The sequence below is a fragment of the Roseomonas sp. 18066 genome, assembly GCF_902706185.1.
GTDB lineage: Bacteria > Pseudomonadota > Alphaproteobacteria > Acetobacterales > Acetobacteraceae > Pseudoroseomonas.
The window spans coordinates 1-26,255 of the sequence record NZ_CACSJM010000005.1; the positions used below are offsets into that span (position 1 = coordinate 1).

The 26,255-nt window shown below is 70.8% G+C and carries 20 protein-coding genes; 13 read left to right on the forward strand and 7 right to left on the reverse strand.

Annotated elements, in window-relative coordinates; translation table 11 throughout:
• Positions 1–252: 252 nt before the first annotated feature.
• The 9 genes from GVN67_RS01775 to GVN67_RS01815 all read left to right on the forward strand — a co-directional run bounded on the left by GVN67_RS01775 (position 253) and on the right by GVN67_RS01815 (position 11,465).
• Complete coding sequence (locus GVN67_RS01775) at positions 253–1,266, forward strand: TRAP transporter substrate-binding protein (RefSeq protein WP_159992549.1); 1,014 nt, start codon at positions 253–255, stop codon at positions 1,264–1,266.
• Between the two features lie 61 nt (positions 1,267–1,327).
• Positions 1,328–3,319: a M3 family metallopeptidase gene (locus tag GVN67_RS01780; protein WP_159992550.1), complete on the forward strand. Its 1,992-nt coding sequence runs from the start codon at positions 1,328–1,330 to the stop codon at positions 3,317–3,319.
• 22 nt (positions 3,320–3,341) lie between these two features.
• Complete coding sequence (locus GVN67_RS01785) at positions 3,342–4,766, forward strand: amidohydrolase (RefSeq protein ID WP_159992551.1); 1,425 nt, start codon at positions 3,342–3,344, stop codon at positions 4,764–4,766.
• Positions 4,767–4,877: 111 nt separating this feature from the next.
• Positions 4,878–6,464 (forward strand): ABC transporter substrate-binding protein, encoded by a 1,587-nt coding sequence (locus GVN67_RS01790; protein WP_159992552.1) that lies wholly within the window; start codon positions 4,878–4,880, stop codon positions 6,462–6,464.
• A gap of 153 nt (positions 6,465–6,617) precedes the next feature.
• Complete coding sequence (locus tag GVN67_RS01795) at positions 6,618–8,045, forward strand: aldehyde dehydrogenase family protein (protein ID WP_159992553.1); 1,428 nt, start codon at positions 6,618–6,620, stop codon at positions 8,043–8,045.
• A gap of 158 nt (positions 8,046–8,203) precedes the next feature.
• The gene (locus tag GVN67_RS01800; RefSeq protein ID WP_159992554.1) at positions 8,204–8,779 is read left to right on the forward strand and encodes a carboxymuconolactone decarboxylase family protein; all 576 of its coding nucleotides are present in this window, start codon (positions 8,204–8,206) and stop codon (positions 8,777–8,779) included.
• Positions 8,766–9,575 carry an SDR family NAD(P)-dependent oxidoreductase gene (locus tag GVN67_RS01805; protein WP_159992555.1) on the forward strand — a complete coding sequence of 270 codons (810 nt, stop codon included), beginning with the start codon at positions 8,766–8,768 and terminating at the stop codon, positions 9,573–9,575. The genes GVN67_RS01800 and GVN67_RS01805 overlap by 14 nt, the downstream gene beginning before the upstream one ends.
• A 16-nt stretch (positions 9,576–9,591) precedes the next feature.
• Complete coding sequence (locus tag GVN67_RS01810) at positions 9,592–10,392, forward strand: SDR family NAD(P)-dependent oxidoreductase (RefSeq protein WP_159992556.1); 801 nt, start codon at positions 9,592–9,594, stop codon at positions 10,390–10,392.
• Positions 10,393–10,553: 161 nt separating this feature from the next.
• Positions 10,554–11,465, forward strand: coding sequence for a tripartite tricarboxylate transporter substrate binding protein (locus GVN67_RS01815; protein ID WP_159992557.1), 912 nt, complete (start codon positions 10,554–10,556; stop codon positions 11,463–11,465).
• A gap of 52 nt (positions 11,466–11,517) precedes the next feature.
• On the opposite strand, the gene GVN67_RS01820 is transcribed toward GVN67_RS01815, so the two are convergent.
• The 4 genes from GVN67_RS01820 to GVN67_RS01835 all read right to left on the reverse strand — a co-directional run bounded on the left by GVN67_RS01820 (position 11,518) and on the right by GVN67_RS01835 (position 17,728).
• Entirely contained in the window at positions 11,518–13,119 is a 1,602-nt protein-coding gene (locus GVN67_RS01820) for an ABC transporter substrate-binding protein (protein WP_159992558.1), read from the reverse strand.
• 76 nt (positions 13,120–13,195) lie between these two features.
• Complete coding sequence (locus GVN67_RS01825) at positions 13,196–14,542, reverse strand: C69 family dipeptidase (RefSeq protein WP_159992559.1); 1,347 nt, start codon at positions 14,540–14,542, stop codon at positions 13,196–13,198.
• Positions 14,543–14,661: 119 nt separating this feature from the next.
• The gene (locus tag GVN67_RS01830; protein ID WP_159992560.1) at positions 14,662–15,939 is read right to left on the reverse strand and encodes an MFS transporter; all 1,278 of its coding nucleotides are present in this window, start codon (positions 15,937–15,939) and stop codon (positions 14,662–14,664) included.
• Between the two features lie 151 nt (positions 15,940–16,090).
• Complete coding sequence (locus tag GVN67_RS01835) at positions 16,091–17,728, reverse strand: alpha/beta hydrolase-fold protein (RefSeq protein WP_159992561.1); 1,638 nt, start codon at positions 17,726–17,728, stop codon at positions 16,091–16,093.
• A 119-nt stretch (positions 17,729–17,847) separates the two neighbouring features.
• Here GVN67_RS01835 and GVN67_RS01840 point away from each other — a divergent pair, with 119 nt between their 5' ends.
• From GVN67_RS01840 to GVN67_RS01855, 4 genes are read left to right on the forward strand one after another with little or no spacing between them, the layout of a single operon-like run.
• Positions 17,848–18,630: a DeoR/GlpR family DNA-binding transcription regulator gene (locus GVN67_RS01840; RefSeq protein WP_159992562.1), complete on the forward strand. Its 783-nt coding sequence runs from the start codon at positions 17,848–17,850 to the stop codon at positions 18,628–18,630.
• Between the two features lie 51 nt (positions 18,631–18,681).
• The gene (locus GVN67_RS01845; protein ID WP_159992563.1) at positions 18,682–20,079 is read left to right on the forward strand and encodes an NAD(P)/FAD-dependent oxidoreductase; all 1,398 of its coding nucleotides are present in this window, start codon (positions 18,682–18,684) and stop codon (positions 20,077–20,079) included.
• Positions 20,079–21,266 (forward strand): NAD(P)/FAD-dependent oxidoreductase, encoded by a 1,188-nt coding sequence (locus tag GVN67_RS01850; RefSeq protein ID WP_159992564.1) that lies wholly within the window; start codon positions 20,079–20,081, stop codon positions 21,264–21,266. The genes GVN67_RS01845 and GVN67_RS01850 overlap by 1 nt, the downstream gene beginning before the upstream one ends.
• A complete protein-coding gene (locus GVN67_RS01855) occupies positions 21,263–22,684 on the forward strand; it encodes an FGGY family carbohydrate kinase (RefSeq protein WP_159992565.1) in 1,422 nt (473 codons plus the stop codon). Before GVN67_RS01850 ends, GVN67_RS01855 begins: the two co-directional genes overlap by 4 nt.
• Here GVN67_RS01855 and GVN67_RS01860 read toward each other — a convergent pair.
• The 3 genes from GVN67_RS01860 to GVN67_RS01870 form a co-directional block, all read right to left on the reverse strand.
• Positions 22,681–24,264, reverse strand: coding sequence for an ABC transporter substrate-binding protein (locus tag GVN67_RS01860; RefSeq protein WP_159992566.1), 1,584 nt, complete (start codon positions 24,262–24,264; stop codon positions 22,681–22,683). The two genes, GVN67_RS01855 and GVN67_RS01860, sit on opposite strands and share 4 nt — an antisense overlap.
• Positions 24,265–24,389: 125 nt before the next feature.
• Positions 24,390–25,463 (reverse strand): phosphotransferase family protein, encoded by a 1,074-nt coding sequence (locus tag GVN67_RS01865; RefSeq protein ID WP_159992567.1) that lies wholly within the window; start codon positions 25,461–25,463, stop codon positions 24,390–24,392.
• Between the two features lie 2 nt (positions 25,464–25,465).
• Positions 25,466–26,254 carry an SDR family NAD(P)-dependent oxidoreductase gene (locus tag GVN67_RS01870; protein ID WP_159992568.1) on the reverse strand — a complete coding sequence of 263 codons (789 nt, stop codon included), beginning with the start codon at positions 26,252–26,254 and terminating at the stop codon, positions 25,466–25,468.
• Position 26,255 lies beyond the last annotated feature (1 nt).

A 26,255-nucleotide genomic window follows, 5' to 3' on the forward strand; every position in this document is an offset into this window, starting at 1 on the left:
GTGGGATCGGAGATGTGTATACGAGACAGCCTGCTGATCGACGAGCTCGAGGCGCTCTGGGCCCCGATCGCGGAATCCGACGACTGGTCGCTGTTCCACGCCAAGCTGGCGGCCATCGCCGAGCTCGGCCAGGCCATGGGCACCAGCCGGGGCTGAGCTTTCCCCCCTTGGACTGCAGCCCCGGCGGGCGCAGTCTGGCGCGGCGCGACCCGGGGCACCGCCAAAAGCCCGGGCGCCCAGGGAAACGACCGGATGACTGATGTGCTGACCCGCCGCCGGATCGGCGCGGCCTCGCTGGGCCTGGCGCTGGCCCTGCCGGCGCTGCGCCGCCCCCAGGCCGCCGAGACCGTGCTGCGCCTCTCCACCAACCTGCCGCCCAGCCACCCGCTGAACCAGCGCCTGCTGGAGGCCGCCGCCACCATCGGCCACCGCAGCGACGGCAAGCTGGAGCTGCGGCTCTTCCCCGCCAACCAGCTCGGCGCCGACACCGATGTGCTGAGCCAGCTGCGCTCCGGCGCGGTGCAGATGATGACCCTATCGGGGCTGATCCTCTCGACCCTGGTGCCGGTCGCCTCGCTGAACGGCGTGGGCTTCGCCTTCCCGGATTACGCGACGGTCTGGCGCGCCATGGACGGGCCGCTCGGCGCCTTCCTGCGCGGCGAGATCGCCAAGGCCGGGCTGACGCCGATGACCCGCATCTGGGACAATGGCTTCCGCCAGATCACCTCGGCCGCGAAGCCCGTCGAGAAGCCCGAGGATCTGGCCAATTTCAAGATCCGCGTGCCGGTCAGCCCGCTCTGGACCTCGCTGTTCCGGGCCTTCGGCGCGGCGCCGGCCTCGATCAACTTCGCCGAGACCTATTCGGCGCTGCAGACCCGCCTGGTCGACGGCCAGGAGAATCCCCTGCCCGTCATCGAGACCGCCCGCCTCTACGAGGTCCAGAAGTTCTGCGCGATGACCAACCACATGTGGGACGGTTTCTGGCTGCTGGCCAATCGCCGCGCCTTCGCGGGCCTCACCACCGGCCAGCAGGAGATGGTGCAGCAGGAGCTCGACGCCGCCGCGATGCGCGAGCGCGAGGACCTGGCGACGCTGTCCACCGCGCTGGAGGGGACGCTGGCCGCCCGCGGGTTGCGCTTCAACACCCCCGACCCCGCGCCCTTCCGCCAGAAGCTGCAGCAGGCCGGCTTCTACGAGCAGTGGAAGACCCGCTACGGCGCCGAGGCCTGGGGCCAGCTCGAGACGGCGGTGGGGCGCCTGGGCTAGTGGACAAGGCGGGCGACGCGGGGGATTGGTAACCCCCCGCCGCCAGCCCGAGGAGCGTCCCATGGCCGACAACCCCTTCTTCGAGACCTGGGACCACACGACGGGCCTGCCGCCCTTCCCCCGGCTGCGGCCCGAGCACTTCCCGCCGGCGCTCACCGCCGCCCTGGCCGCGCACCAGGCCGAGATCGCCGCCATCCTGGCCTCCCGCGACCCGGCCGGCTTCGCCAACGTGGTGGAGCCGCTGGAGCGCGCCGGCCGCCAGCTCAGCCTGGTCTCGCGCTGCCTGGACACGCTCGCCAGCAACCTGGGCGAGCCCGAGATCGAGGCGCTGGAGCTGGAATGGTCGCCGGTGCTGGCCGAGCACGATGCCGCCGTGACCGGCGACTCCCACCTCTATGCCCGGCTGATGGCGGTGCCCGATGACGGGCTGGAGGAAGACCAGCGCCGCCTGCTGGCGCAGCATCGCCGGCAGATGCGCCGCGCCGGCGCCGGGCTGGACGCCCCCGGCCGCGCCCGCATGCAGGCCATCGCCGCCGAGGCCAGCCGGCTGGAGACCGAGTTTTCCCAGAACGTCACCCGAGCGGAGCGCGACTGGACCCTGTCGCTGACGGAGGCCGACCTCGACGGCCTGTCCGACGACTTCCGCGCCACGCTGCAGGCCGCCGCCGACGAGCGGGGCGCCACCGGCTGGCTGGTCACCCTGTCGCGCAGCGTCATGGAGCAGTTCCTGGCGCAATCCACCCGCCGCGACCTGCGCCAGGCCGTGCACCAGGCCTGGTCGGTCCGCGCATCCGAGGCCAACGCCCCCCTGGTGCCGCGCATCCTGGCGCTGCGGGCCGAGCGTGCCCGGCTGCTCGGCTTCAAGAGCCACGCCGACTACGCCCTCGACGGCTCCATGGCCGGCAGTCCCCAGGCCGCCATGGCCCTGCTGGAGCGGCTTTGGGAGGCCGGCCGCGCCCGCGCCTTGCTGGAGCAGGCCGACCTGCAGGCGCTGGCCGATGCCGACGGGCTCGGCGGCACGATCGAAGCCTGGGACTGGGGTTTCTATGCCGAGCGGCTGCGCCAGCAGCGCCACGGCATCGACGAGGCCGCGCTGAAGCCCTACCTGCCGCTCGCCCGCGTGCTGGAGGCCGCCTTCGACACCGCGCACCGCCTGTTCGGCGTCACCTTCGTCGAGCGCGACGACCTGCCCGCCTGGCACGTCGATGCGCGCGGCTTCGAGGTGCGCTCGGGCGAGACGGTGCTCGGCCTGTTCCTGATGGACAATTATGCCCGGCCGGGCAAGCGCTCCGGCGCCTGGATGAGCAGCCTGACCGATGCCGCGACGCTGACCGGCGCCCGCGCCATCGTCACCAACGACAACAACATCGCCCGCGGCAATCCGACGCTGCTGAGCTGGGACGATGCGCGCACCGTCTTCCACGAGCTCGGCCATGCCCTGCACGGGCTGCTGAGCGCGGTGCGCTACCCCTCGCAATCCGGCACCAATGTCGAGCATGACTTCGTCGAGTTCCCCTCCCAGGTGCTGGAGAACTGGCTGGCGACGCCCGCCGTGCTCGACCGCCATGCCCGCCATGTCGAAAGCGGCGCGCCGATCCCCGCCGCGCTGCGCGACGCCGTGCTCGGCGCGCGGACCTTCAACCAGGGCTTTTTCACCACGGCCCTGGTGGGCTCGGCGCTGCTCGACATGGCGCTGCACAGCCTGGACGATCTCTCGGGCCTCGACCCCGCGGCCTTCGAAGCCGCCTTCCTGGCCGACAGAAAAATGCCGGCGGCGGTGGGGCTGCGGCATCGCACGCTGCATTTCAGCCACCTCTTCGGCGGCTCCATGTATGCCGCCGGCTACTACGCCTATCTCTGGGCCGAGGTGCTGGATGCCGACGGTTTTTCGGCGTTCGAGGAATCCGGCGACGTCTTCGATCCGCGCCTGTCGGAGAAACTGCGCGACATCTACGCCGCCGGCGGGTCGCGCGATCCGATGGCGCTCTATCTGGACTTCCGCGGCCGGCCGCCGCAGGAAGACGCCCTGCTGCGGGCCCGCGGCCTGATCTGAGACACCGGAGAGAAACGTCATCATGCAGAACACCCCCGATATCTGGGCGCTGGTCGAGGCCAAGCGCGACACCATGGTGGCGCTGGCCGACCGCGTCTGGGAGACGCCCGAGGTGCTCTACACCGAGGCCCGCTCCTCCGCCGCCCATGTCGAGGAGCTGCAGCACCAGGGTTTCGCGGTGCGCCAGGGTGTCGCCGGGATGCCGACCGCCATCGTCGCCGAGGCCGGCGATGAAGGCCCGGTCATCGCCATCCTCGGCGAATACGACGCGCTGCCCGGCCTCAGCCAGGCGGCCGGCATCGCCGAGCACCGCCCGGTCGAGGGCCAGGGCGGCGCCGGCCATGGCTGCGGCCACAACCTGCTGGGCGCCGGCGCCCTGCTGGCGGCGACCGCGGTGAAGGACTGGCTGGCGGCGCAGGGCATCAAGGGCCGCGTCCGCTACTATGGCTGCCCCGCCGAAGAGGGCGGCGCCGGCAAGACCTTCCTGGTGCGCGCCGGGCTGTTCGACGACGTCGACCTGGCCATCACCTGGCACCCGGATTCCTTCGCGGGCGTGGCGCCGGCCATCGCGCTGGCCAATACCCGCGTCGACTTCACCTTCACCGGCCGGTCCAGCCATGCCGCCGCGGCGCCGCATCTGGGGCGGAGCGCGCTGGACGCGGTCGAGCTGATGAATGTCGGCGTCAACTACATGCGCGAGCACATGAACAGCGAGGCCCGGGTGCATTACGCCGTGCTCGATGCCGGCGGCATCGCGCCGAACGTCGTGCAGGGCCGCGCCAAGGTGCGCTATGCGGTGCGCAACACCGACCTGGCCGGCATGCGCGCCCTGGTCGAGCGGGTGCGCAAGATCGCCGAGGGCGCCGCGCTGATGACCGAGACCAAGGTCGAGATGCGCATCGTCGCCGCCTTCTCCAACCTGGTCGGCAATGGCGTGCTGGAGCAGGCGATGCAGGCCGAGTTCGACCGGCTGGGCGCGCCCGACTTCGACGAGGCCGACCGCGCCTATGCCAACCAGATCCGCGCGACCCTGGATCCGGAGGACATCCGCGCCGCCTTCCGCGGCGCCGGCCTGCCCTTCGACAGCGAGATGGCGCTGTGCAGCACCGTCGTGCCGCTGGATGCGCCGCGCAGGCCCATGGTGGGCTCGACCGATGTCGGCGACGTCTCCTGGGTGGTGCCGACGGTGCAGGCGCATGGCGCGACCTGCGCCGTGGGCACGCCCTTCCACTCCTGGCAGCTGACCGCCCAGGGCAAGAGCCCGCATGCGCATAAGGGCATGGTGCATGCGGCCAAGGTGATGGCCGCCACCGCCGTCGCCGCGCTGCAGGACCAGGGGATCATCACCCGCGCCAAGGCGGAGCTGGCGCAGCGGCTGCAGGGCCAGGTCTATGCCAGCCCGATCCCGGCCGAGATCCCGCCGCCGCTGGACATGGCCAAGGGCTGACGCCACGCCGCGGGGCTTTTCTGACGGCCCCGCGCGTTGCATGCTGCGCGGAACGCGGGGCGGACCAACGAGTCCGCCCCCACGGGAAAAAGCCGGTCGAGGGAGAGTGCGATGCAGCGCCGAGCCTTCCTTGCCTCCACCGCCGCCGTGCTGGCGGCGCCGCGCCTGGCCGCCGCGCAGAGCGGGCCCGGCAGCCGCGTGCTGCGCTTCATCCCCGAAAGCGACGCGACCGTGCTGGACCCGGTCTGGACCACGGCCACGGTCACCCGCAACCATGGCTACCTGGTCTTCGACACGCTCTATGGCCAGGCCGATGATTTCTCCATGCAGCCGCAGATGGTCGAAGGCCATCTCGTCGAGGAGGACGGGCTGCGCTGGACGCTGACGCTGCGCGAGGGCCTGCGCTTCCATGATGGCGAGCCGGTGCGCGGCATCGACTGCGTCGCCAGCATCCGCCGCATCGCCGCCCGCGACGCCTTCGCCGCCGCGCTGATGGCGGCGACGGAGGAGCTGTCCGCGCCGACCGACCGCACCATCGTCTTCCGCCTGAAGAAGCGTTTTCCGCTTTTGCCGAATGCGCTCGGCAAGACCGGCACCTCGATGCCCGCCATCATGCCGGAGCGGCTGGCCAGGACCGATCCCGGCACCCGCGTCACCGAGATGGTCGGCTCCGGCCCCTTCCGGTATCTCGCGCGCGAGCATGTCGACGGCGCCTTCTCCGCCTATGGCCGCTTCGACGGCTACAAGCCGCGCGAGGGCGGCTCGGCCAGCTTCACCGCCGGGCCGAAGGTCGCGCATTTCGACCGCATCGAATGGCGCATCATCCCCGACCCGGCGACGGCGGCCGGCGCGCTGATGAATGGCGAGGTCGACTGGTGGCAGCAGGCGGCGATCGACCTGATGCCGATGCTGTCCCGCGGCAACCGCTTTTCCACCATGGTGCAGGATGTCAGCGGCAATCTCGGCACGCTGCGCTTCAACCACCTGCTGCCGCCCTTCGACAATCCGGCGATCCGCCGCGCGCTGCTCGGCGCCATCAGCCAGGCCGATTGCATGCAGGCCATCGCCGGCAGCGACGCCAGCCTGTGGAAGGACGGCGTCGGCCCCTTCCCGCCCGACACGCCGCTGGCCAACAGCGCCGGGATCGAGGTGATCAGCGGCAAGCGTGACTACGACAAGGTCAAGCGCGACCTGGCGGCGGCCGGCTACAAGGGCGAGCCGGTGGTGATGATGGTCGCCGGCGACTATCCGGCGCAGAGCGCCATGGGGCTGGTCGCCGCCGATGCGCTGAAGCGCGGCGGGCTGAATGTCGACCTGCAGGTGCTGGACTGGGGCACGGTGGTGCAGCGCCGCGCCAAGAAGGATTCTCCGCAAGCCGGCGGCTGGAACCTGTTCATCACCTTCCTGACGGGGACGAACAACTTCGACCCGGCCAGCCATCTCGGGCTGCGCGGCAATGGCGCCGGCGCTTGGTTCGGCTGGCCGACCCTGCCGCGGCTGGAGGCGCTGCGCCAGGACTGGTTCGACGCGCCGGACCTCGCCGCGCAGAAGCAGGTCGGCGAGGCCATCCAGCGGCAATTCTGGGACGACGTCCCCTATCTGCCGCTCGGCGTCTACTACCAGCCCACCGTCTTCTCGAAGCGGCTGACCGGGCTGCGCAGCGGCTTCCCGCAATTCTACGATGTGCGCTGGAGCTGACGCCGCCGCCGGTTGACCGTCATATCCATCCAGGAATAACGTAGCCGGTCAATTGCCCGTTGCCCGGCCTTGCCCGCGCGCGCCGAGGAGGGCACCATTGATAATGGATCGCAGTCGCAACATCGAAGCGGCGGCGCGCAGGAGGAACACAGCATGAACAATCTGAAATTCTACATCGACGGCGCCTGGGTCGACCCGGTCACCCCGAAGACGCTGGATGTGATCGACCCCTCCACCGAGGAAGCCTATACCAAGATCTCGATGGGCAGCGCCGCCGATATCGACCGCGCCGTCGCCGCCGCCTGCGCCGCCTTCCCGGCCTTCGCCGCCACCAGCCGCGCCGAGCGCGTCGCCCTGCTGAAGCGCGTCGTCGAGATCTATGAGCGCCGCTACGACGAATTCGTCCAGGCGATCAGCCAGGAGATGGGCGCCCCCGTCTCCCTCGCCCGCGACGCCCAGGCGGCGATGGGCCCGGGGCATCTGCGCGAGCTGATCCGCGTGCTGGAAGGCTATGACTTCGAGGAGCTGCGCGGCAGCACCCTGATCGTGCGCGAGCCGATCGGCGTCTGCGGCTTGATCACCCCCTGGAACTGGCCGATCAACCAGATTGCCTGCAAGGTCGGCCCGGCGCTGGCCGCCGGCTGCACCATGGTGCTGAAGCCCTCCGAGATCGCGCCGATCGACGCGCTGCTGATCGCCGAGGTGCTGCACGAGGCCGGCGTGCCGAAGGGCGTGTTCAACCTGGTCAATGGCGACGGCCCGACCGTCGGCGCCGCGCTGTCGGCGCATCCGGATGTCGACATGATGTCCTTCACCGGCTCGACCCGCGCCGGCGTGCAGGTGGCCAAGGCCGCCGCCGACACGGTCAAGCGCGTCAGCCAGGAGCTCGGCGGCAAGTCGGCCAATATCCTGCTGGCCGACGTCGATTTCCAGAAGGCGGTGACCAAGGGCATCGCCGGCTGCTTCGGCAACAGCGGCCAGTCCTGCAACGCGCCGACCCGCATGTTCGTGCCCTCCTCGAAGATGGAGGACGTCAAGAAGATCGCCAAGGCCGCTGCCGAGACCTACAAGGTCGGCGACCCGCGCGCCGCCGACACCAAGCTGGGCCCGGTGGTCAGCCAGATCCAGTACGACAAGATCCAGGACCTGATCCAGGCCGGCATCGACGAGGGCGCCGAGCTGCTGACCGGCGGCACCGGCCGGCCGGAGGGGCTGAACCGCGGCTATTTCGTCCGCCCCACCGTCTTCGCCAATGTGAAGCCCTCGATGCGCATCGCCCGCGAGGAGATCTTTGGGCCGGTGCTCGCCATCCTGCCCTATGAGACCGTCGACGAGGTCGTGGCCATGGCCAACGACACCGTCTACGGCCTGTCCTCCTACGTGCAGTCCGCCGACCTCGCCACGGCGCGCAAGGTGGCGTCGCAGATGCGCGCCGGCGACGTGCGCATCAACTACCCGGCCTGGGACTGGGGCGCGCCCTTCGGCGGCTACAAGCAGTCGGGCAATGGCCGCGAATACAGCGCCTTCGGCCTGGAGGAGTTCCTGGAGACCAAGGCGATCATCGGCTACGCGGCCGCCTGATCGCCGACCTTCGCCGACAAAGGGGGCCGGGCAGGGAAACCTGCCTGGCCCTTTTTCGTGAGCGGGCCGCGCCGTCGTTGACGCGTGACGGTGCTTGGTGTTCCGTGACCGCAACGCCGCGCGGCAAGCGACGCGGCGAGATCACGAGGAACACGCCCTTGGCCCGCATCGCCTATGCCGATCCGGATCGGCCCGAGACGCGCCCGCTTGTCGACCGCATCGTGCGGGAGCGCGGCTCCGTCCTGCATCTCTACGCCATGCTGCTGCACAGCGGGCCGGTGGCCGAAGGCTGGCTGCGCTACCTGACCGCCATCCGCCATGAATGCGCGCTGCCCGGCAAGCTGCGCGAGATGGTGATCATGCGCATCGCCCATCTCAACGCCGCCCCCTACGAGGCCGCGCAGCACGCCCCGATCGCGTTGAAGGAAGGCCTCAGCCAGGACCAGGTCGAGGCGCTGGTCGACTGGCGCGCGCAATCCAGCCTGTTCGACGCCACCGAGCAGGCGGTGCTGGCCTATTGCGACGCCATGACCCAGCATGTCCACGTCCCCGAAGGCGTCTTCGAGGCGCTGCGCCCGCGGCTGGAGCCGCGGCTGCTGGTCGAGCTGACGGCCACCATCGGCGCCTACAACATGGTCTCCCGCTTCCTCGAGGCGCTGGGGATCGACGCGGCCGATCCGCTGGCGCAACCCCGTTCTGCCTCCGATGGGGCGTCCTCCGATGGGAAGGCTTGAGGGCAAGGTCGCCATCGTCACCGGCTGCGGCTCGCAGGGGCCGGGCTGGGGCAACGGCAAGGCCATCGCCGTGACCTTCGCGCGGCAGGGCGCCACGGTCTATGGCGTCGAGCGCGACACCGCCGCGGCAGAGGAGACGGCGCGGCTGATCGAGGCGGAAGGCGGCAGGTTTGCCTTCGGCATCGGCGATGTCACCGACAAGCCGAGCGTCGACGCGCTGGTCGCCGATTGCGTGTCGCGGTTTGGCCGCGTCGATGTGCTGGTCAACAATGTCGGCCTGTCCCGCCCCGGCGACCCGGCGACGATGAGCGAGGACGACTGGGACTCGCAGATCGACATCAACCTGAAGAGCGCCTTCCTCTGCTGCAAGGCGGTGCTGCCGCTGATGGCGGCGCAAGGCGCCGGCGCCATCGTCTCGATCGCCTCGACGGCGGCCATCCGCTACACCGGCAAGCCGCAGGCCGGCTATGCCGCCGCCAAGGCCGGGCTGGTGCAGTTCAGCCGCGTCGTCGCCGTCGATTACGCGCGCCGCGGGGTTCGCCTGAACTGCGTGCTGCCGGGCCTGATGAACACGCCGCTCGTCGAAAAACTGGCGGAACAATTCGCCAGCCGCGAGACGGGCATGGATCGCGACGCCTTCTTCCAGCGGCGGCATGACCAGGTGCCGATCGGCCGCATGGGCGAGGCCTGGGACGTGGCCAATGCCGCGCTGTTCCTGGCCTCCGACGAGGCGAAATACATCACCGCCACCGAGCTGCTGGTCGATGGCGGGCTTTGCGCCGCGGTGCGCGGCTGAAAAGGGATTGAAGCGGATGCTGCGGCTGGACGGCAAGGTGGCGCTGGTGACGGGGGCGGGCTCGGCGGGGCCGGGCTGGGGCAATGGCAAGGCGACGGCGGTGCTGCTGGCCCGGCAGGGGGCGCGCGTCTTCTGCCTCGACAACCGGATCGAGGCGGCGGAGGAGACGCTGGGCCTGATCCGCGGCGAGGGCGGCGAGGCCCGCGCCCATGTGGCCGACGTGACGTCCTCGGCCGAGGTGGAATCCGCTGTGGCCGCCTGCGTCGAAGCCTTTGGCGGGCTCGACATCCTGGTGAACAATGTCGGCGGCTCGCATCCCGGCGGCGCCGAGACGATGGACGAGGCCGATTGGGAAAGGCAGATCGACTTCAACCTGCGCAGCGCCTTCCTGGGCTGCAAGCATGCGCTGCCGCATCTGAAGGCGCGCGGGCGCGGCGCCATCGTCAACCTGTCCTCGATCGCAGCGCTTCGCATGAGCGCAGAGCGCCCGCATATCGCGTATAGCGCGTCGAAATACGGCATCATCGCGCTGACCAAATCGGTCGCGATGGAGCATGCCAAGGCCGGCATCCGCTGCAACACGGTGATCCCCGGGTTGATGCACACGCCGCTGGTGGAGCATCGCCTGGTGCGTCAGCTCGGTGCGAATGACGCCGCGGCCTTGATCGCGAAGCGTGATGCGCAGGTCCCCATGGGCAAGATGGGCGATGCCTGGGACATCGCGCATGCGGTGTTGTTCCTGGTGTCGGACGAGGCGCGCCACATCACCGGCACCGAGATTCTGGTCGACGGTGGCATCGGCGCTGCCATGCCCTAGAAAAAAGATGGGGGTCTGGGGGAATTCCTTCCCCCAGCCTTGCTGTCTTCCTGCACTCTCTCCTTGGACCCGCCGCAGAGCGGGCCTCAAGGAGGAGTGTCACGATGGATTTCAAGCGCCGCGCTCTGGCGTTGGCTGGCCTTGGCTTGGCGATGCCTGCTGTGGCCCAGCCGCGTTTCCCCAGCCGCCCCATCATCCTGACCGTGCCCAGCCCCGCTGGCGGCGGCACCGATTACGCGGCCCGCCTGATCGCCGAGCCGCTGGGCCAGATCCTCGGCCAGCCGGTGCTCGTCGAGAACCGCCCAGGCGGCAACGACGTCGTCGGCCTGATGGCGGTCGCGCGCGCCCAGCCGGACGGGCATGCGCTGCTGATGGGCTATTGCGGCACCATGGCCGGGCGCGCCGCCATCGGCGGCACCGGCGGCATCAGCACCACGAATGACTTCCTGCCGATCGGCCAGGTGTCGGACACGCCGCAGCTGATCGTTGCGCACCCTTCCCTGCCGGTGCGGACGCTGCCGGAGCTGGTGGCCTATGCCAAGGCCAATCCCGGCAAGATCAGCTACGCCTCCGCCGGCAGCGGCTCGATGCACCATCTGGGGACCGAGCTGCTGAAGTCGCGCGCCGGCATCGACATGCTGCACGTGCCCTATCGCGGCACCGGCGAGACCATCAGCGATCTCATCGCCGGCCGCGTGCAGTTCTACATGAACTCGCCGCCACCGCTGGTCAGCCTGCTGCGCGAGGGCAAGCTGCGCGCGCTCTGCGTCAGCTCGAATGACCGGCATCCGGGGCTGCCGGATATTCCGTCGGCGGCGGAAGCCGGGTTCAGGGATCTGCCGCTGAATGTCTGGTTCGCTGTGTTTGCGCCGAAGGACGTGCCGGCCGAGACACGGCAGCAGATCACCAACGCGCTGCAGAAGGCGCTTCAGGACGAGAACCTCAGGAGGCGCGCCTTCGAGGCCGGGTCGCTGGTCAACTTCGCCACGCCGGAGCAGACAAGCCAGCGACTGAACAAGGAAATAGAAGGCTGGAAAGCCACGGCGCAGCAGGCGAACATCAAGGCAGAATAAGAAAAGGCTGGGGGAATGAATTCCCCCAGACCCCCATCTTTTTTCTATCCGTTCAGGCGCGCTTGATGTTCCACATGATCGCGAAACCGCCCACGCGATCCTTCAGCGAACGGTTCACGGCCGTCAGGCTCTTGTAGGCGCCGACAGGAATGTAGGGCAGCTCATCCATCACGACGCGCTGCATGTCCTCGGCGATCTTCTTCTGCGCGGCCATGTCGGGCGCCAGGAACCACTCGTCGCGCAGCTGCTCCAGCCGCGGCACCTCCGGCCAGCCGACCCAGGCCTGCGCGCCATTGCCGCGCAGCGGGAAATGGCAGGACGGATCGACGAAGTCGAAGGAGGAGAAGCTGGTGAACAGCATGCTCCACCCACCCTTGTCCACCGGCTCGCGCGAGGTGCGGCGCTGCACCACCGTGCCCCAGTCGCCGAAGGCGATATCGGCATTCATCCCCAGCCGGCGCAGCATGTCCGCGCCCACCTGCGACATCGCCGACGGCGCCAGGATGTCGGTCGGGCCGATCAGCCGCAGCGGCTGGTTGGTGTAGCCCGCCTCCTTCAGCAGCCCCTTGGCCCGGTCGATGCTGCGCGCGCCCAGCAGCGGCTCCAGCCCGACCTTGTTCGCCAGCGGCGTGCCCGGGGTGAAGACGCCGACATCGTCGAAATACAGCGACGCATCGGGGCCGACGATGGAGCTCATGAAATCCGACTGGCTCACCGCCGGCAGCAGCGCCTGGCGCACCTTCTTGTCGTTGAACGGCCCGTGCAGATGGTTGAAGCGCAGCACGCCGACCAGCGGCAGCGGGTCGATCTCCTCGATCGCCAGCTGGCGGTTGCGCTTCAGCAGCGCCTGGATCTCCGGCGGCGGCTGCTCGAACCAGTCGACCTCGCCGGTCTGCATCGCGGCCGCCGCGGTCGAGGCGTCGGTGATGATGTTCCACTCGACCCGGTCGAAATGCACCAGCTTCGGCCCGGCCGTCAGGCTCGGCGTGCCGTTGGGCGTCGGGCTGTACTCGGCATTGCGCTCATAGGCGACGAAGCTGCCCGAGTTGAACTCGTCGGCCTTGAAGCGATACGGGCCGCAGCCGGTGGTGTCGCGGATCTGCGTGAAGGCGTCGGTCTTCGCCAGCCGCTCCGGCAGGATGAAGGCCGGGCTGTTGCTGACCTGGGCCAGCGCCGACAGCAGCATCGGGAAGCGCTGCTTCATGCGGAAGCGCACCCGGCGGTCATCCACCGCCTCCAGCGCATCGACGAAGGTCGCCAGCTTCTGCCCGACCGGGCTGCGCTTCATCCAGCGCTGCAGGCTGGCGACGACGTCGACGGCGCGCACCGGCTCGCCGTCATGGAACTTCGGGCCCTGGCGCAGCGTCAGCGTCACCAGCTTGCCGCCATCCTCCTCGACCACGCCTTCCGCCAGCTGCGGGCGGGGGACGAAGTTGCTGTCCATGCCGTACAGCGTGTCATGGATCATATAGGCGTGGTTGCGCGTGACATTCGCCGTGGTCCAGATCGGATCCAGGCTGGTCAGATTGGCCTGCGGCACCAGCTTGAGCACGCGGTTGCGCGCGGGCTGCGCGATGGCGACACGCGACAGCCCCGCGCTGCCGGCAAGACCGGCCGCGGCGGCGCCCGCCAGCAGGCTTCGACGATGCAGCATGAGGCTCTCCTATCCGTGATGTAATCTGGGCCGCATGGAGCCCAGCTTTGGCCCGCTTGGCAAGCCGGATTTCGTCTCAGGCGGCTTCGCAGAGCAGCGGCAGCCCGGCGCGGCGATCGAGCTCCCGCCAGCTGCCGGCATGCGCCGCCTCGGCATCGGGCATTTCCGGCAGGGCGGCGGTGACGCGCGCCTCCAGCGTCGCGGCCTCGGCCCAGCAGGCATCCATCGCCGCCTGCTGCTCGGGGGCCGGCGCCCCGAGCACATCCTCGATGCGGATGCGGAACGCGGCTTCCAACCGGTCCCGCTGCGGCGCGAAATCGGCGATCACCGCGGCGAAGTCGCCCCGTTCGGCGGCGCGGTGCAGCCTCTCATGGCGCCACCACAGGCTGGTCGCGTCATAGCTGTCGCCACCGCGCGACGCCGCTTCCGGCACCACCAGCCCGGGCAGCACCGGCTTGAAGATCGACAGGCAGGGCGCCGAGCTCGCCGTCGCCCAATGCAGAACGCGCCCGTCGCCGCGCAGCTCGGAGACCATCGAGGCCGTGCTCTGCGACCGCCGCAGCCCCTCCCCGGCATGCATGCAGATGCTGCGGCCTTGCAGATGCGCCGGGTGCCAGCGCGGGTCGCGCTCCGCCGCGGCGCCGTGGTCGCGCAACGCGGCCATCAGATGCGCTGACGTCAGCCGCGGCGCGTCGCGGCCCAGCAGCTCGGTCGCGCGGCTGCAACGGGCGCGGCCCTGGCTGATCGCGTCGCGCTCCAGGCTGAGATAGCGGTCGGCAAGGTCCAGGTCGTCGAGCGCGGTGCAGAAGCCGGCGGCCCTGGCATGCTCCAGCAGCCCGCCACCGGCGCGCCAGATGGCGCCGCGGCCGATGGAAAAGGCGTTGGACAGGGCGCGGAAGCCGGCGACGCGCTCCACCGCCCAGAAGGTGCCGATCGTCTCCAGCACGAAGGCCTCGCGCCGGTCGGCGATGATATAGCCGTTGTCGTAGTAATGCTCGTGCAGATGGCCGCAGGGGCCGCCCTGGCCATGCGCTTCCAGCAGGCTGGTGATCACCTCGACGGCTTCGGCGGCGGTCGCGGCGCGCTCCAGCCCCAGCCGCACCAGGTCCATCCCGATCAGCTTCTTTTCGGTGCCCGGCGCCAGCGTCGCCACCATCGCCTCGTTGCCGATGACCACGCCATGCTCGTTGGCGCCGATCTCCGCGCCCCAGCACCAGTAGGGGCGGCTGAGCAGCGTGGCATGGGTCTCGGCCACCTGCGGGATGTCGATATAGGTGCAGCGCAGGCGGCTGCCGGCCGCATGCGTCGCGCGGGGGAAGGCGGCGAAGGGCTGGCCCTCGTTGCGCTCGCGGTCGCTGTTCTTGGCAAAGAGCACGGCGCCCGACAGGGTCACGGGCGGCAGGGCCACCATGGTGTCGCACATCGGGGCAGGCTCCTTCGACGGTCAGAAGCCGCCACCATGCCACGCGCCGCGCGATGCGCAAGCCGCGCGCCGCTGTTCAACCTTGCAGCGCGCGGCGTCCAGATTGCAGAGCGATACTATCAGGCGGCAGGCTGCGCCACCGGCTTCAGCCGCGACAACCAGGCCGCGCAGCCAATGGCCAGCAGCATGGCGCCGCCGATCAGCGAGACGACGCCGCCCCAGCCCCAGCCCGACCACAGCCAGCCGCCGGTCGAGCCCAGCACGCTGGCGCCCATGTAGCAGCAGAACAGGTACAGCGACGACGCCTGGGCCTTGGCGCGGATGGCGCGGCGGCCGACCCAGGCGCTGGCCATGGAATGCGCCGCGAAGAAGCCGAAGGTGGTGATGGCCAGGCCCAGGACCGCCGCGGTCACCGTCGGGATCAGCGTCACCAGCAGGCCGAGGATGGCGATGCCCAGCGCGATCCAGAACAGCCGCGCCCGCCCCAGCCGGTCGCCGAGGGCGCCCACGAAGGTCGAGCTGCCGATGCCGACGATATAGACGGTGAAGATCAGCCCGATCAGCGTCTGGCTCAGCCCCAGCGGCGGCGCCATCAGCCGGTAGCCGATATAGTTGTAGAGGGTGACCAGGCCGCCCATGATCAGGAAGCCCTCGAGGAACAGCACCCGCAGCCCGGGCTCGCGCAGATGCGTGGCAAACCCGCCGGCCAGCGCGCCGACATTCAGCGCGCGCGGCGTGAAATGCCGCGACGGCCGCAGGTTCACCAGGAACAGCCCGGCTGAGAGCAGCCCCAGCACCCCCATGAAGCCCATGGCGTAGTGCCAGGAGTAATGGTCGCTCACCAGGCCGACGCCGACCCGCCCGGCCATGCCGCCCAGCGCATTGCCGCTGATATAGAGCCCCATCGCCAACCCAATGGAGCGCGGATGCACTTCCTCGGCGAGATAGGCCATGGCCGCCGCCGGCAGCCCCGACAGCGCCAGGCCCTGCAGCGTGCGCAGCACCAGAAAGCTCTCCCAGGAGGGGGCGAAGGCCGAGGCCAGGGTCAGCGCCGAGGAGGCGAAGACGGCGCCCACCATCAGCGGCTTGCGCCCGAAGGCTTCCGACAGGCTGCTGGCGATCAGCGTGCCGAAGGCCAGCGCGATCGAGGGCAGCGACAGCGACAGCGAGGACGCCGCCGCGCCGATGCCGAATTCCTGGGAAAACGCCGGCAGCAGCGGCTGCACGCAATAGAGCAGCGCGAAGGTGGCGAAGCCGGCGCAGAGCAGGGCGATGCTGGTGCGGAAAAACTCCGCCGTGCCCTGCTGGATATAGGGGGTCTCGCCGTAAATTTTCTCGACCGGGCGGCTGGCGTCGAGGCCGGCGATCGGGGTGGCGGTGGTGGTCGAGAGCGACATGCGGGGCAGGGTCCTGGGAAAACCGGCCGCCTCTCTCCCGCTATTGGCGCTGGCCGACCCGGCCGCGCAACGCGATCAAAGCACGACCGTCACACCCCCGTCATTCATGCTGCACCGCAAAATAATTCGGATTTTCCGAATGATGCGCGACTCACGGTCGGAACAGCGCCTGCAGCCCCTCGGCCAGGCTGCTGCGCCAGGCGATATAGTCGTGTCCCGTCGACCATTCCCGATGCGTCACCGTGTAGCCGCGGGCGCGCAGCACCATGGCCATGTGGCGGTTGCTGTCGAACAGGCTGACCCGGCCGGGGCGGCCGCGCTCGAAGCTGCCGGCCTCCAGGTAGAAGCGCACCGGCAGCCGGGCCGACGACGCATACTGCTCTACCAGCCACTCAGGAGCGGCCCCCTCGGGCGACCAGCCATAGCTGCCGGACTGGCTCAGGACATTCCCAAAGACCTCGGGGTGGCGGAAGGCGGCGAAGGCGGCGGCGATGCCGCCATAGCTGGCGCCGCCCACCACGATCTGCGCCGGGTCCTCGGTCAGCCGGATCTGCGCCCGCGCCCAGGGCAGCATTTCCTCGACCAGCGCGGCGGCGAAGCGCGGGTTGCAAGGTAGTTCCCGGTCGCGGGCATCGCCGGGCCCATTGCCGACGAACAGCGCGGCGACCGGCGGGATCGCCCCGGCGGCGATCAGATTGTCCAGGATGGTCGGCGTGGGGACGACGTCCAGATAGCCATCGCCGTCGAAGATCACCAGCAGCGGCAGCGGTGCCGTGGGCGTCACCGCCGGGCTGTACAGCGCCAGCAGCCGGGTGTTGCCCAGCGTCGGGCTGGCGAAGCGGCGGCGCCAGACCTGGCCCTCGGCGACGCCGGGGCGGCGCGCCAGCCAGGGCGAGGCCGGCGCGTCCTCCAGCTCCAGCACCGAGGAGGAGGTGTAGCGGTCGCGCCGCGGATCGGCCGGCCACCAGGGGCGCGGGTTCAGCGGATCGGCCTGGGCGGTCGCGAAGACCGCCCTCTGCCGGGTCTCGGCATCGTCCGGCAGCTCCGGCACGTCGGGGGCCAGCTGGTAGGTCAGCCGGGTGCCGGGCGGCACGGCGACCGTCAGGAACCACAGGTCGGTCCCCGGCATCCGCGCCAGCGGCGGCAGGTCGCGGCTCGGCCCGCCGAACAGCCGGACATTCTTGGTGGTCGCCCCGCGCCACAGGAAGGAGACAAGGGCCCCGTCGGGGCGCTTCTCGATCAGCGGCGCGCCTTGCCGGGCGATCTCGGCCCAGAAGCGGGCCATCTCGGCGGGGGCGTCGGCGCCGTCGCGCAAGGCCTGGCGCAGCGCCTGCAGCCGCGGGCTGTCCAGCGGCGCCAGGGCCGGGTCGGGCGCCAGCTGGGCCGCGCGCGGCAGGATGCGGGTGATGCCGAGGCCGAGCTCCGCCGCCGCCCCGGCCAGCAGCCGCAGCCGGAACTCGCCCCGGGCGGGGGCGACGAACTGGAACGTCAGCGGCCCGCCGCCCGGGATCGCCAGGCGGCGCAGCGGGGCGTCGCTGCCGGGGGCCAGCAGGTCCAGCCCCGGCCCCTCGGCCAGCGGGTCGGTGCCACGGGTCAGCAGGCCCGCGACATAATCGCCCTCCTCCAGCGGCAGCAGCAGCTCCCGCCGTTCGCCGGCCTCGAGCCGCAGCGTCGCCGTCTCGCCCACGCTGAGCGCCTGGCCCGCCGATTGGGTGGCCGCCTGGGCCGCCGCTGGCAGCAGCCAGGGCAGCACCAGCATGCCGCGCCGTCCGATCTCTCCGCCCGCCATCCGCATGATCCGCCGGCCCTCGTCAGGACGGCTATACTCCCCTGCCGGGCCACCCCATGGCAATCCGCGCAAAAGCTGGCAGAACGGAAGCCGGAGCCCAGCAAGGAGACAGGCCAGCGATGCGCCTGAGTGCACGACGCGACCGCATCGTCGAGCTGCTGATGCAGCACCAGCGGATGACGGTGGAAGAGCTGGCGCAGCAGCTGGAGGCCTCGCAGGAGACCATCCGCCGCGACCTGACCGAGCTCGCCGCGCGCAACCGGCTGCGCAAGTTCCATGGCGGCGCCACCCTGCCCGACAGCCTGGGCGAGGGCGCCTTCCGCAGCCGCATGGTCGAGAACCTGGACGCCAAGCGCGCCATCGCCCGCTGCGCCGCGGCGCTGTTCGCGCCGGGCGATTCGCTGTTCGTCGACACCGGCTCCACCACCATCGCCTTCGCCAGCGAGCTGGCCCAGGCCAGCGACGTCACCGTCATCACCAATTCGGTCGGCATCGCCCAGGCGGTGTCGCGCAGCGGCGCCAACCCGACCTATCTGCTGGGCGGCGAGCACCGGCACGAGGCGGGGGAGAATGTCGGCTCGCTGGTGCTGCAGCAGCTGGCCGGCTTCAGCCCGCGCCATGCGGTGCTGACCGTGGGCGGGCTGGGACCCCAGGGCATCGCCGATTTCGACCTGGCCGAGGCCGAGATCGCCCGGCTGATGATCGCGCGCGCGGCCGAGGTGACGGTGCTGGCCGATGCCTCCAAGCTGGGGCGGGACGCGCTTTTCCACCTGTGCGGGCTGGAGCGGATCGCCCGGCTGGTGACCGACCGGCCGCCGCCGGCCGCGCTCGCCGCGGCGCTGGACCGGGCTGAGGTCAACGTGCTGGTTGCGCCTGACCGAAAGCGTGGCGAAATCGACTGAGCAGGCATTTTTCCGCAGAAATTTTGCCCGAACGGTCATATACCTTGTCGTATGACCCTGCCTTCCGATGCCCCCTACGACATCGCCGTGATCGGCGCCGGCGTGGTCGGCTGCGCCGTCTTCCGCGACTTTTCCCTGAGCGGCCTGCGGGTGGCGCTGCTGGAGCGCGGCGCCGATATCCTGTCCGGCGCCAGCAAGGCGAACAGCGCCCTGCTGCACACCGGCTTCGACGCGGTGCCGGGCAGCCTGGAATCACGGCTGATGCAGGAAGGCGCCGCCCGCTACCGCCAGATTCACGCCGGCATGGGCCTGCCGCTGCTGCCCACCGGCGCTGTGGTGGTGGCCTGGAACGAGGCCGACGCGGCCGCCCTGCCCGGCATCCTGCAGCGCGGCCATGCCAATGGGGTGCAGGACGTCCGGCCGATGGGGGTGGAAGAGCTCCGCGCCCGCGAGCCGCATCTGGCCCCCGAGGCGCGCGGCGCCGTCTGGGTGCCTGGGGAATCGGTGATCGACGCCTGGTCGGCGCCGCTGGGCTATGCGCTGCAGGGCATCGCCGCCGGCGGGCGGGTGCTGCGCAACGCCGGGGTGCGGGGCGGGACACGCGACGCGGCGGGCATCTGGCGGCTCGACACCGCGGCCGGCCCGGTCGCCGCCCGCATCGTGGTCAATTGCGCCGGCAACCAGGGCGACATTATCGAGGCCATCGCCCGCCCCAGCCCCTTCGAGATCCGCCCGCGCAAGGGCCAGTTCGTGGTGCTGGACAAGACGGCGTACCGCTTGGCGACCGCCATCATCCTGCCGGTGCCGAACGAGCGCACCAAGGGCGTGGTGATCAGCCGCACCGCCTTCGGCAACCTGCTGGTCGGCCCGACCGCCGAGGAGCAGCCCGACCGCGAGCGGGCGGCGACCGACACGGCCGCGCTGGAATCGCTGCTGGCCCAGGGCCGCCGCATGATCCCGGCCCTCGCGCAGGAGACGGTGACCACCGCCTATGCCGGGCTGCGGCCGGCGACCCAGTTCAAGGACTACCAGATCGAGGCGCTGCCGCGCGAAGGCTGGATCAGCATCGGCGGCATCCGCTCGACGGGGCTGACCGCGGCGCTCGGCATTTCTGCACACGCCCGCCGCCTGTATGAAGCCCACTTCGCCGCGCTGCCGGCGTTCGAAGAACCCGAAGGCCCGGTCATGCCCAACCTGACCGAGGAGTTGCCCCGCCTCTGGCAGCAGCCGGGTCGGGAAGAGATCATCTGCCACTGCGAGATGGTCACCCGCCGCGAGATCGAGGCCGCCTTCCAGGGCCCCCTGCCCGCCGGCGACCTGGGCGGGCTCAAGCGCCGCAGCCGCTGCATGATGGGCCGCTGCCAGGGCTTCTACTGCTCGCGCCGGGTGATGGAGATCGCGGCGCCGCACCTGCCCGACCTCGTCGCCCCGATCGGCGGCGCCCGCTGATGGCCCCCACCGTCATCATCGGCGCCGGCCCCGCCGGCCTGACCGCCGCCCGCGCGCTGATCGCCGGCGGCGTCACCGATGTCACCATCCTGGAGCGCAACCCGGAAGCCGGCGGCCTGCCGCGCTTCTGCGGCCATCTCGGCTGGGGTTTCTTTGACTACCACCGAATCTGGAGCGGGCCGCGCTATGCCCGCCGCCTGGTCGAGGACGCGCGCGGCGCCACCATCCGCACGAACGTCTCCGTGACCGCGCTTGGCCCGGGCGGGGTGCTGGAAATCTCCACCCCCCAGGGCCGCGAGACCCTGACCCCGCGCGCCGTGCTGCTGGCCGCCGGCATCCGCGAGACCAGCCGCGCCGCCCGGCTGATCGGCGGCACCCGGCCCTGGGGCGTGGTCAGCACCGGCGCGTTCCAGGAAATGGTCTATGCCGGCGGCCAGATGCCGTTCCGGCGCCCGGTGGTCATCGGCACCGAGCTGGTCAGCTTTTCGGCGCTGTTGACCGCCCGCCATGCCGGCATCCGCCCGGTCGCCATGATCGAGGAAGCCGCCCGCATCACCGCCCGCCGCCCCGGCGATCTCTTCGCCCGCCATCTCCTGGGCGTGCCCGTGCTGACACGGACAAGGCTGGTCTCGATCGAGGGCACGTCCCGCGTCGACGGCGTCATCGTCGAGGAGAATGGCGTCGAGCGCCGCATCGACTGCGACGGCGTCATCGTCACCGGCCGCTTCGCCCCCGAGGCCGCCCTGCTGCGCGGCGGCCCCCTGGCGCTGGACCCCGCCACCGGCGGGCCACAGATCGATTGTTTCTACCGTACCTCCGACCCGGCGATCTTCGCGGCGGGGAATGTGCTGCGCCCGGTGGAGCATTCCGGCCAGGCCGCCGCCGAGGGCGCCGCCGCCGCCGCCGCCATGCTGCGCGACCATCTGCCCGCCCCGGCCGAGGCGATCCCCGTCACCCCCGCCGGCGCGCTGCGCTACGCCTATCCGCAGCATGTCTTCCGCGATGCCGGGGCGATCACCCTCTACGCCCGCGCGTCGCAAGCCCATCGCGGCACGCTGCGGCTGAAGGCCGACGGACACACCCTGGTGGAGCGCCGCATCGACGCCCTGCCCGAACGCCGGATCACCCTGACCATCCCCGAAGGCGCGCTGACCCAGACAGGCCGCCTGGAGCTGGAGCTGGCATGAGCCGCGGCATCCTCGCCCTGGACCAGGGCACCACCTCGTCACGCGCCTATCTGTGGCGCGACGGCGCGCTGCGGCTGGTCGGGCAGCACCAGCACCGCCAGATCCGCCCGGCCCCCGGCTGGGTCGAGCATGATGCCGAGGAAATCCTCGGCCACCTGCGATCGCTGATCGAGGCCGCCGGCCCCTGCGCCGCCGCGGGCCTGGCCAACCAGGGCGAGACCGTGGTCGCCTGGGACGCCACCACCGGCCGCCCGCTGCACAACGCCATCGTCTGGCAGGACGAGCGCACCGCGCCGCAGATCGAGGCGATGCGCGCCCAAGGGCTGGAGGCCCTGACCCTGGCCCGCGCCGGCCTGCCGCTCGACCCCTATTTCGCGGCGGCCCGGATGCGCTGGCTGCTCGACCATGCCGAGGGCGCCCGCGACCTGCACCGCCAGGGCCGCCTCCGCCTCGGCACCAGCGACTCTTTTTTCCTCGCCCGCCTGACGGGGGAGGCGGCCACCGACATCGCCACCGCCTCCCGCACCAGCCTGATGGACATCCGCACCGGCGCCTGGGACGCGGCGCTCTGCGCCGCCTTCGGCGTGCCGATGGACACATTGCCGGAGATCCGCCCCAGCGCGGGTGACTTCGGGACGCTGGCCAACGGCACCCCCGTCGCCGCCAGCCTCGTCGACCAGCAGGCCGCCCTCTACGGCCATGGCTGCCACCGCCCCGGCGAATTGAAGATAACCTTCGGCACCGGCGCCTTCGCCCTCGGCCTGACCGACGGCGTGCCCGAGGCCGGGCAGAAGGACGGGCTGCTGCCGACGCTGGCCTGGCAGGTCACCGGCGAAGCGCCGCGCTACGCGCTCGATGGTGGCATCCTGACCGCCGGCGCCGCGGTGGAATGGCTCAGCGGTCTTGGCCTGCTCGATGGCGGCCATGCCGGGCTGGACGGCTTCGACGGGCCGCATGCCATCGAGCGCGGCATCGCCTTCGTGCCGGCGCTGGCCGGCCTCGGCTGCCCGCATTGGGACCGCGCGGCGCGCGGCTGCTTCCTCGGGCTGGGCCTGGAGACCGACAAATCGCAGCTGCGCCGCGCCGTGCTGGAGGGCATCGCCTTCCGCGCTGGCGAGCTGGTCCGCGCCTTCGAGGCCCGCCTCGGCCCCGCCCCGCGCATCGCCATCGATGGCGGGCTGAGCCGCAGCGCCCATTTCACCCGCTTCCTGGCCGCCGCCATCGGCCGCCCGATCGAGGTGGCGGGCTCGGCCGACATGACCGCGCTGGGCATGCTCTGGCTGTGCCAGGCGGCGACCGGCGATGCCGCAAAGATCCCGGCGCCGCCCGGCCGCGTCGTCGAGGCGGCGCCGCTGCCCCGGGCCTTGCACGACCGCTTCGCCGAAGCGGTCGCGCTCAGCCGGTCCTGGGGCGGCTAGCCCCGCTTCACGTTCCAGAAGGTCGCGAAGCCCGGCAGCACGCCGGTCAGGCTCGAGCGGAAGGCCGTCGGCTGGATATACTGGCCGAAGGGCAGGTAGGGCACGTCGACAAAGGCCTGGCGCTGGATATCGGCGGCGACCTTCTGCTGGGCGGCCAGGTCGGGGGCGGCGAACCACTGGTTGCGCAGCTCTTCCAGCCGGTCGCTCTTCGGCCAGCCGAAGAAGCTGGCATTGCCGCGCAGCAGCAGGTGGCCGGCCGGGTCCAGGTGGTCCATGCCGCCCCAGCTGGAGCAATAGGCGCTCCAGCCGCCCTTGTCGGTCTGCTCGCGATTGCCGCGGCGCTGGATGACGGTGCCCCAGTCCAGCGCCTGGTAGTCGACGTTCAGCCCGGCCTTCTGCATCATGTCGGCGGCAACATCGCAGGCATTCTTGACGTTCGGCACGTCGGTGCCGGCGAGAAGAACAACCTTCTCGCCCTTGTAGCCGGCGGCCTCGATGGCGCGCTTGACGGCGGCGAGGTCGCGCGGGCCGTTCAGCGCCTCCATCCCGGCGTCGGAGGCCATCGGCGTGCCGGGGCAGAAGACGCCGACGCCGGTGCGGTACATTTCCGGCAGGGCGCCGACCTGGGCCTCCATATAATCCTTCTGCACCACGGCGCCGAGCAGCGCGCGACGGATCGCGACGTTGTCGAAGGGCGTCGTCGTGGTGTTGAAGCGCATGGTCGGGATCATGCCGGTGGGGTCGGTGACCTCGACCTTCACGTCGCGGCCGCGCTGCAGCATCGGCAGCAGGTCGTGCAGCGGGTATTCCCACCAATCGGCCTCGCCGCTGCGCAGCGCGCTGGCCGCCGTCGAGGCGTCCGGCACCACGTTCCATTCGACGCGGTCGAAATGCACGACCTTCGGCCCGCCGGTCCAGCCCGGCTTGCCATCCTCGCGCGGCTTGTAGTCAGAAAACTTCTCGTAGACGACGCGCGCGCCCGGCACCCGCTCATCCGCCTTGAAGCGGAAGGGGCCGGAGCCGACCATCTCGGTCACCTGGGTGAAGGGGTCGGTCAGCGCCAGCCGCTCCGGCATGATCGCCGGCATCAGCGAGGGCGCCTTGCCCAGCGCATAGGGCAGCAGCGGGAAAGGCGTCTTCAGCCGGAAGCGCAGCGTGCGGTCGTCGACGGCGGCGAGCTCGTCGGTGGCCGCGAACAACGCCGCGCCGAAAGCGTCGCGCTTGCCCCAGCGCTGCAGCGAGGCGACGCAATCCTTCGCCAGGACCGGGCTGCCGTCATGGAATGTCAGCCCGTCGCGCAGGCGGATGGTCCAGACCTTGCCCTCGGCGTCGGAGACCGCGCCCTCGGCCATCTGCGGCACCGGGCGCAGGTTGGCATCCATGCCGAACAGCGTGTCGAAGACCATGTAGCCATGGTTGCGGGTGACATAGGCCGTGGTCCAGATCGGGTCCAGCGAGGCCAGGTCGGCCTGCGGGATGAACTTCAGCACCCGCTGCGACGGCGCCTGGGCCAAAGCGGGGCCCGACAGCGGCGCGGCCAGGGCGGCGGCCCCGGCCACCAGGAGGCTGCGGCGCTTCATTGAGCGAGGTCCTGAATCATGGGTCGTCCTTGGACTGCGGCAGGGTCGAGGCCGCAGGCTAAGGTCCCAATGACCGATCGGTCAAATTCTGATGACCGTTTCAGGGTGTTTCCTGGAGATGACGGCTAGGAGGCCTTCCCGTCGATGCGCTGTGCGATACCCCAGGCGGTCTCGGCCATCCCCCGATAGCGGTCGCGATAGCCGATGGCGCGCGGATCGGCCGCATTGCCGTCCAAGGCGCGCCGCCAGACGCCAGCGACGATCGAAGCCAGGCGGAACATCGAGAAGACGACGAAGACCTCCAGCCCCTGCGGCGCTGACCTGCCCGCCGCCGCGCAGTAGAGCCGGACGAATTCGGCCTGGTCCGGAATGCCCGTTCGGGCAAAATCGGTGCCGGCCAGGCCGGTGACGCCGCTCGGGCCGGGGGCCATGTGGTAGGTCAGGCAGGCATAGCCGAGATCGGCCAGCGGATGCCCCAGCGTCGCCAGCTCCCAGTCCAGCACGGCGACGATGCGCGGCTCGGTCGGGTGCAGGATGACATTGCCCAGCCGGTAGTCGCCATGGGCGATGGCGGTCTCCTCGCTGTCCGGCAGGTGGCGCGGCAGCCATTCGGCCAGCCGGTCCATCTCCGGCATCTCTTCCACCTTCACCGCCTCCCACTGGCGCGTCCAGCGGGCGACCTGGCGCGCCATGTAGCGGTCGGGCTTGCCGAAATCGGCGAGCCCCGCGGCCTGCCAGTCCACCTTGTGCAGCGCCGCCAGCACCCGGGCGAGATCGGCATAGATGGCGGCGCGTTCCCCGGGCGTGCCCTCCAGCATGACGCGATCGGCGAAGATCCTGCCCGGCACATGGTCCATGACGAAGAAGGGCGTGCCGATGACGCCTTCCTCCTCGCAGAGCAGCCGCACCGCCGGCACCGGCACGCCGCTGCCGGCCAGCGCCAGCATCACACGGTATTCGCGCTCCACCGCATGGGCGCTGGGCAGCAGCTTGCCCGGCGGCTTCTTGCGGAGCACATAGTCGCCGGCCGCGGTTGCCACATGGAAGGTCGGGTTCGACTGGCCACCCTGGAACTGGCGGATGGCGATGGCCCCGTCGAAGCCGGGCAGCCTGCCGCGCAGATAGCGGGCGAAAGCGGCCTCGTCGAAGCGATGGTTGTCCAGCACCGGCACCAGGGCCGGCGCGCCGGCATCCGCCATGCTCAATCCTCCCCCACCATCGGCGGCCCGGCGATGATGCCGCCATCGATCACCATGGTCTGGCCGGTCATGAAGCTGCCGGCGCGGGACGCCAGGAAGACGGCGGCGCCGGCGATCTCGTCCGGCTCGCCGATGCGCTGCAACGGCGTGTCGCGGGTGCGCTTGCGGTAGATCACCGGATTTTCCCAGAGCGCGCGGGCGAAGTCGGTGCGCACCAGGCCGGGGGCGATGCAATTGGCGCGGATGTTGCGCGGCCCCCATTCCACCGCCAGGTTGCGCACCAGCTGCATGTCGGCGGCCTTGGAAATGCCGTAGCCGCCGAGCACCGGCGACCCGCGCAGCCCGCCGATGGAGGAGACCACGATGACGCTGCCGCCGCCCTGCGCCGCCATGCCGGGCAGCGCCATATGCGCCAGCCAAAGGTTCGACTTGACGTTGGTCGCCATGATCTTGTCGAAGGCCTCGTCCGGCATGTCGATGGCCGGGCCGAAATAGGGGTTGATCGCCGCGTTGCAGACCAGGCTGTCGATCCGCCCCCATTTTTTCAACGTTGCATCGACCAAGGCCTGCAGCTCGGGTTTTCTCCCGATGTTGCAAGCCACCGCGATGGCCTCGCCGCCATGGGAAGAAATGGCGTCGACCACCTCCTGGCAGGCCTCGATCTTGCGCGAGGAGACGACAACCTTCGCCCCCTGCTGCGCCATCCGCTCGGCGATGGCGCGGCCGATGCCGCGCGAGGCGCCGGTGACGATGGCGACCATCCCCGTCAGGTCGAAGAGCGAGCGCTCCATG

Excerpts from the sequence above, each read along its gene's own strand:
- GVN67_RS01775 (WP_159992549.1), top strand. The coding sequence starts at position 253 with ATGACTGATGTGCTGACCCGCCGCCGGATCGGCGCGGCCTCGCTGGGC.
- GVN67_RS01780 (WP_159992550.1), top strand. The coding sequence starts at position 1,328 with ATGGCCGACAACCCCTTCTTCGAGACCTGGGACCACACGACGGGCCTG.
- GVN67_RS01785 (WP_159992551.1), top strand. The coding sequence starts at position 3,342 with ATGCAGAACACCCCCGATATCTGGGCGCTGGTCGAGGCCAAGCGCGAC.
- GVN67_RS01790 (WP_159992552.1), top strand. The coding sequence starts at position 4,878 with ATGCAGCGCCGAGCCTTCCTTGCCTCCACCGCCGCCGTGCTGGCGGCG.
- GVN67_RS01795 (WP_159992553.1), top strand. The coding sequence starts at position 6,618 with ATGAACAATCTGAAATTCTACATCGACGGCGCCTGGGTCGACCCGGTC.
- GVN67_RS01805 (WP_159992555.1), top strand. The coding sequence starts at position 8,766 with ATGGGAAGGCTTGAGGGCAAGGTCGCCATCGTCACCGGCTGCGGCTCG.
- GVN67_RS01810 (WP_159992556.1), top strand. The coding sequence starts at position 9,592 with ATGCTGCGGCTGGACGGCAAGGTGGCGCTGGTGACGGGGGCGGGCTCG.
- GVN67_RS01820 (WP_159992558.1), bottom strand. The coding sequence starts at position 13,119 with ATGCTGCATCGTCGAAGCCTGCTGGCGGGCGCCGCCGCGGCCGGTCTT.
- GVN67_RS01825 (WP_159992559.1), bottom strand. The coding sequence starts at position 14,542 with ATGTGCGACACCATGGTGGCCCTGCCGCCCGTGACCCTGTCGGGCGCC.
- GVN67_RS01830 (WP_159992560.1), bottom strand. The coding sequence starts at position 15,939 with ATGTCGCTCTCGACCACCACCGCCACCCCGATCGCCGGCCTCGACGCC.
- GVN67_RS01835 (WP_159992561.1), bottom strand. The coding sequence starts at position 17,728 with ATGGCGGGCGGAGAGATCGGACGGCGCGGCATGCTGGTGCTGCCCTGG.
- GVN67_RS01840 (WP_159992562.1), top strand. The coding sequence starts at position 17,848 with ATGCGCCTGAGTGCACGACGCGACCGCATCGTCGAGCTGCTGATGCAG.
- GVN67_RS01845 (WP_159992563.1), top strand. The coding sequence starts at position 18,682 with ATGACCCTGCCTTCCGATGCCCCCTACGACATCGCCGTGATCGGCGCC.
- GVN67_RS01850 (WP_159992564.1), top strand. The coding sequence starts at position 20,079 with ATGGCCCCCACCGTCATCATCGGCGCCGGCCCCGCCGGCCTGACCGCC.
- GVN67_RS01855 (WP_159992565.1), top strand. The coding sequence starts at position 21,263 with ATGAGCCGCGGCATCCTCGCCCTGGACCAGGGCACCACCTCGTCACGC.
- GVN67_RS01860 (WP_159992566.1), bottom strand. The coding sequence starts at position 24,264 with ATGAAGCGCCGCAGCCTCCTGGTGGCCGGGGCCGCCGCCCTGGCCGCG.
- GVN67_RS01865 (WP_159992567.1), bottom strand. The coding sequence starts at position 25,463 with ATGGCGGATGCCGGCGCGCCGGCCCTGGTGCCGGTGCTGGACAACCAT.
- GVN67_RS01870 (WP_159992568.1), bottom strand. The coding sequence starts at position 26,254 with ATGGAGCGCTCGCTCTTCGACCTGACGGGGATGGTCGCCATCGTCACC.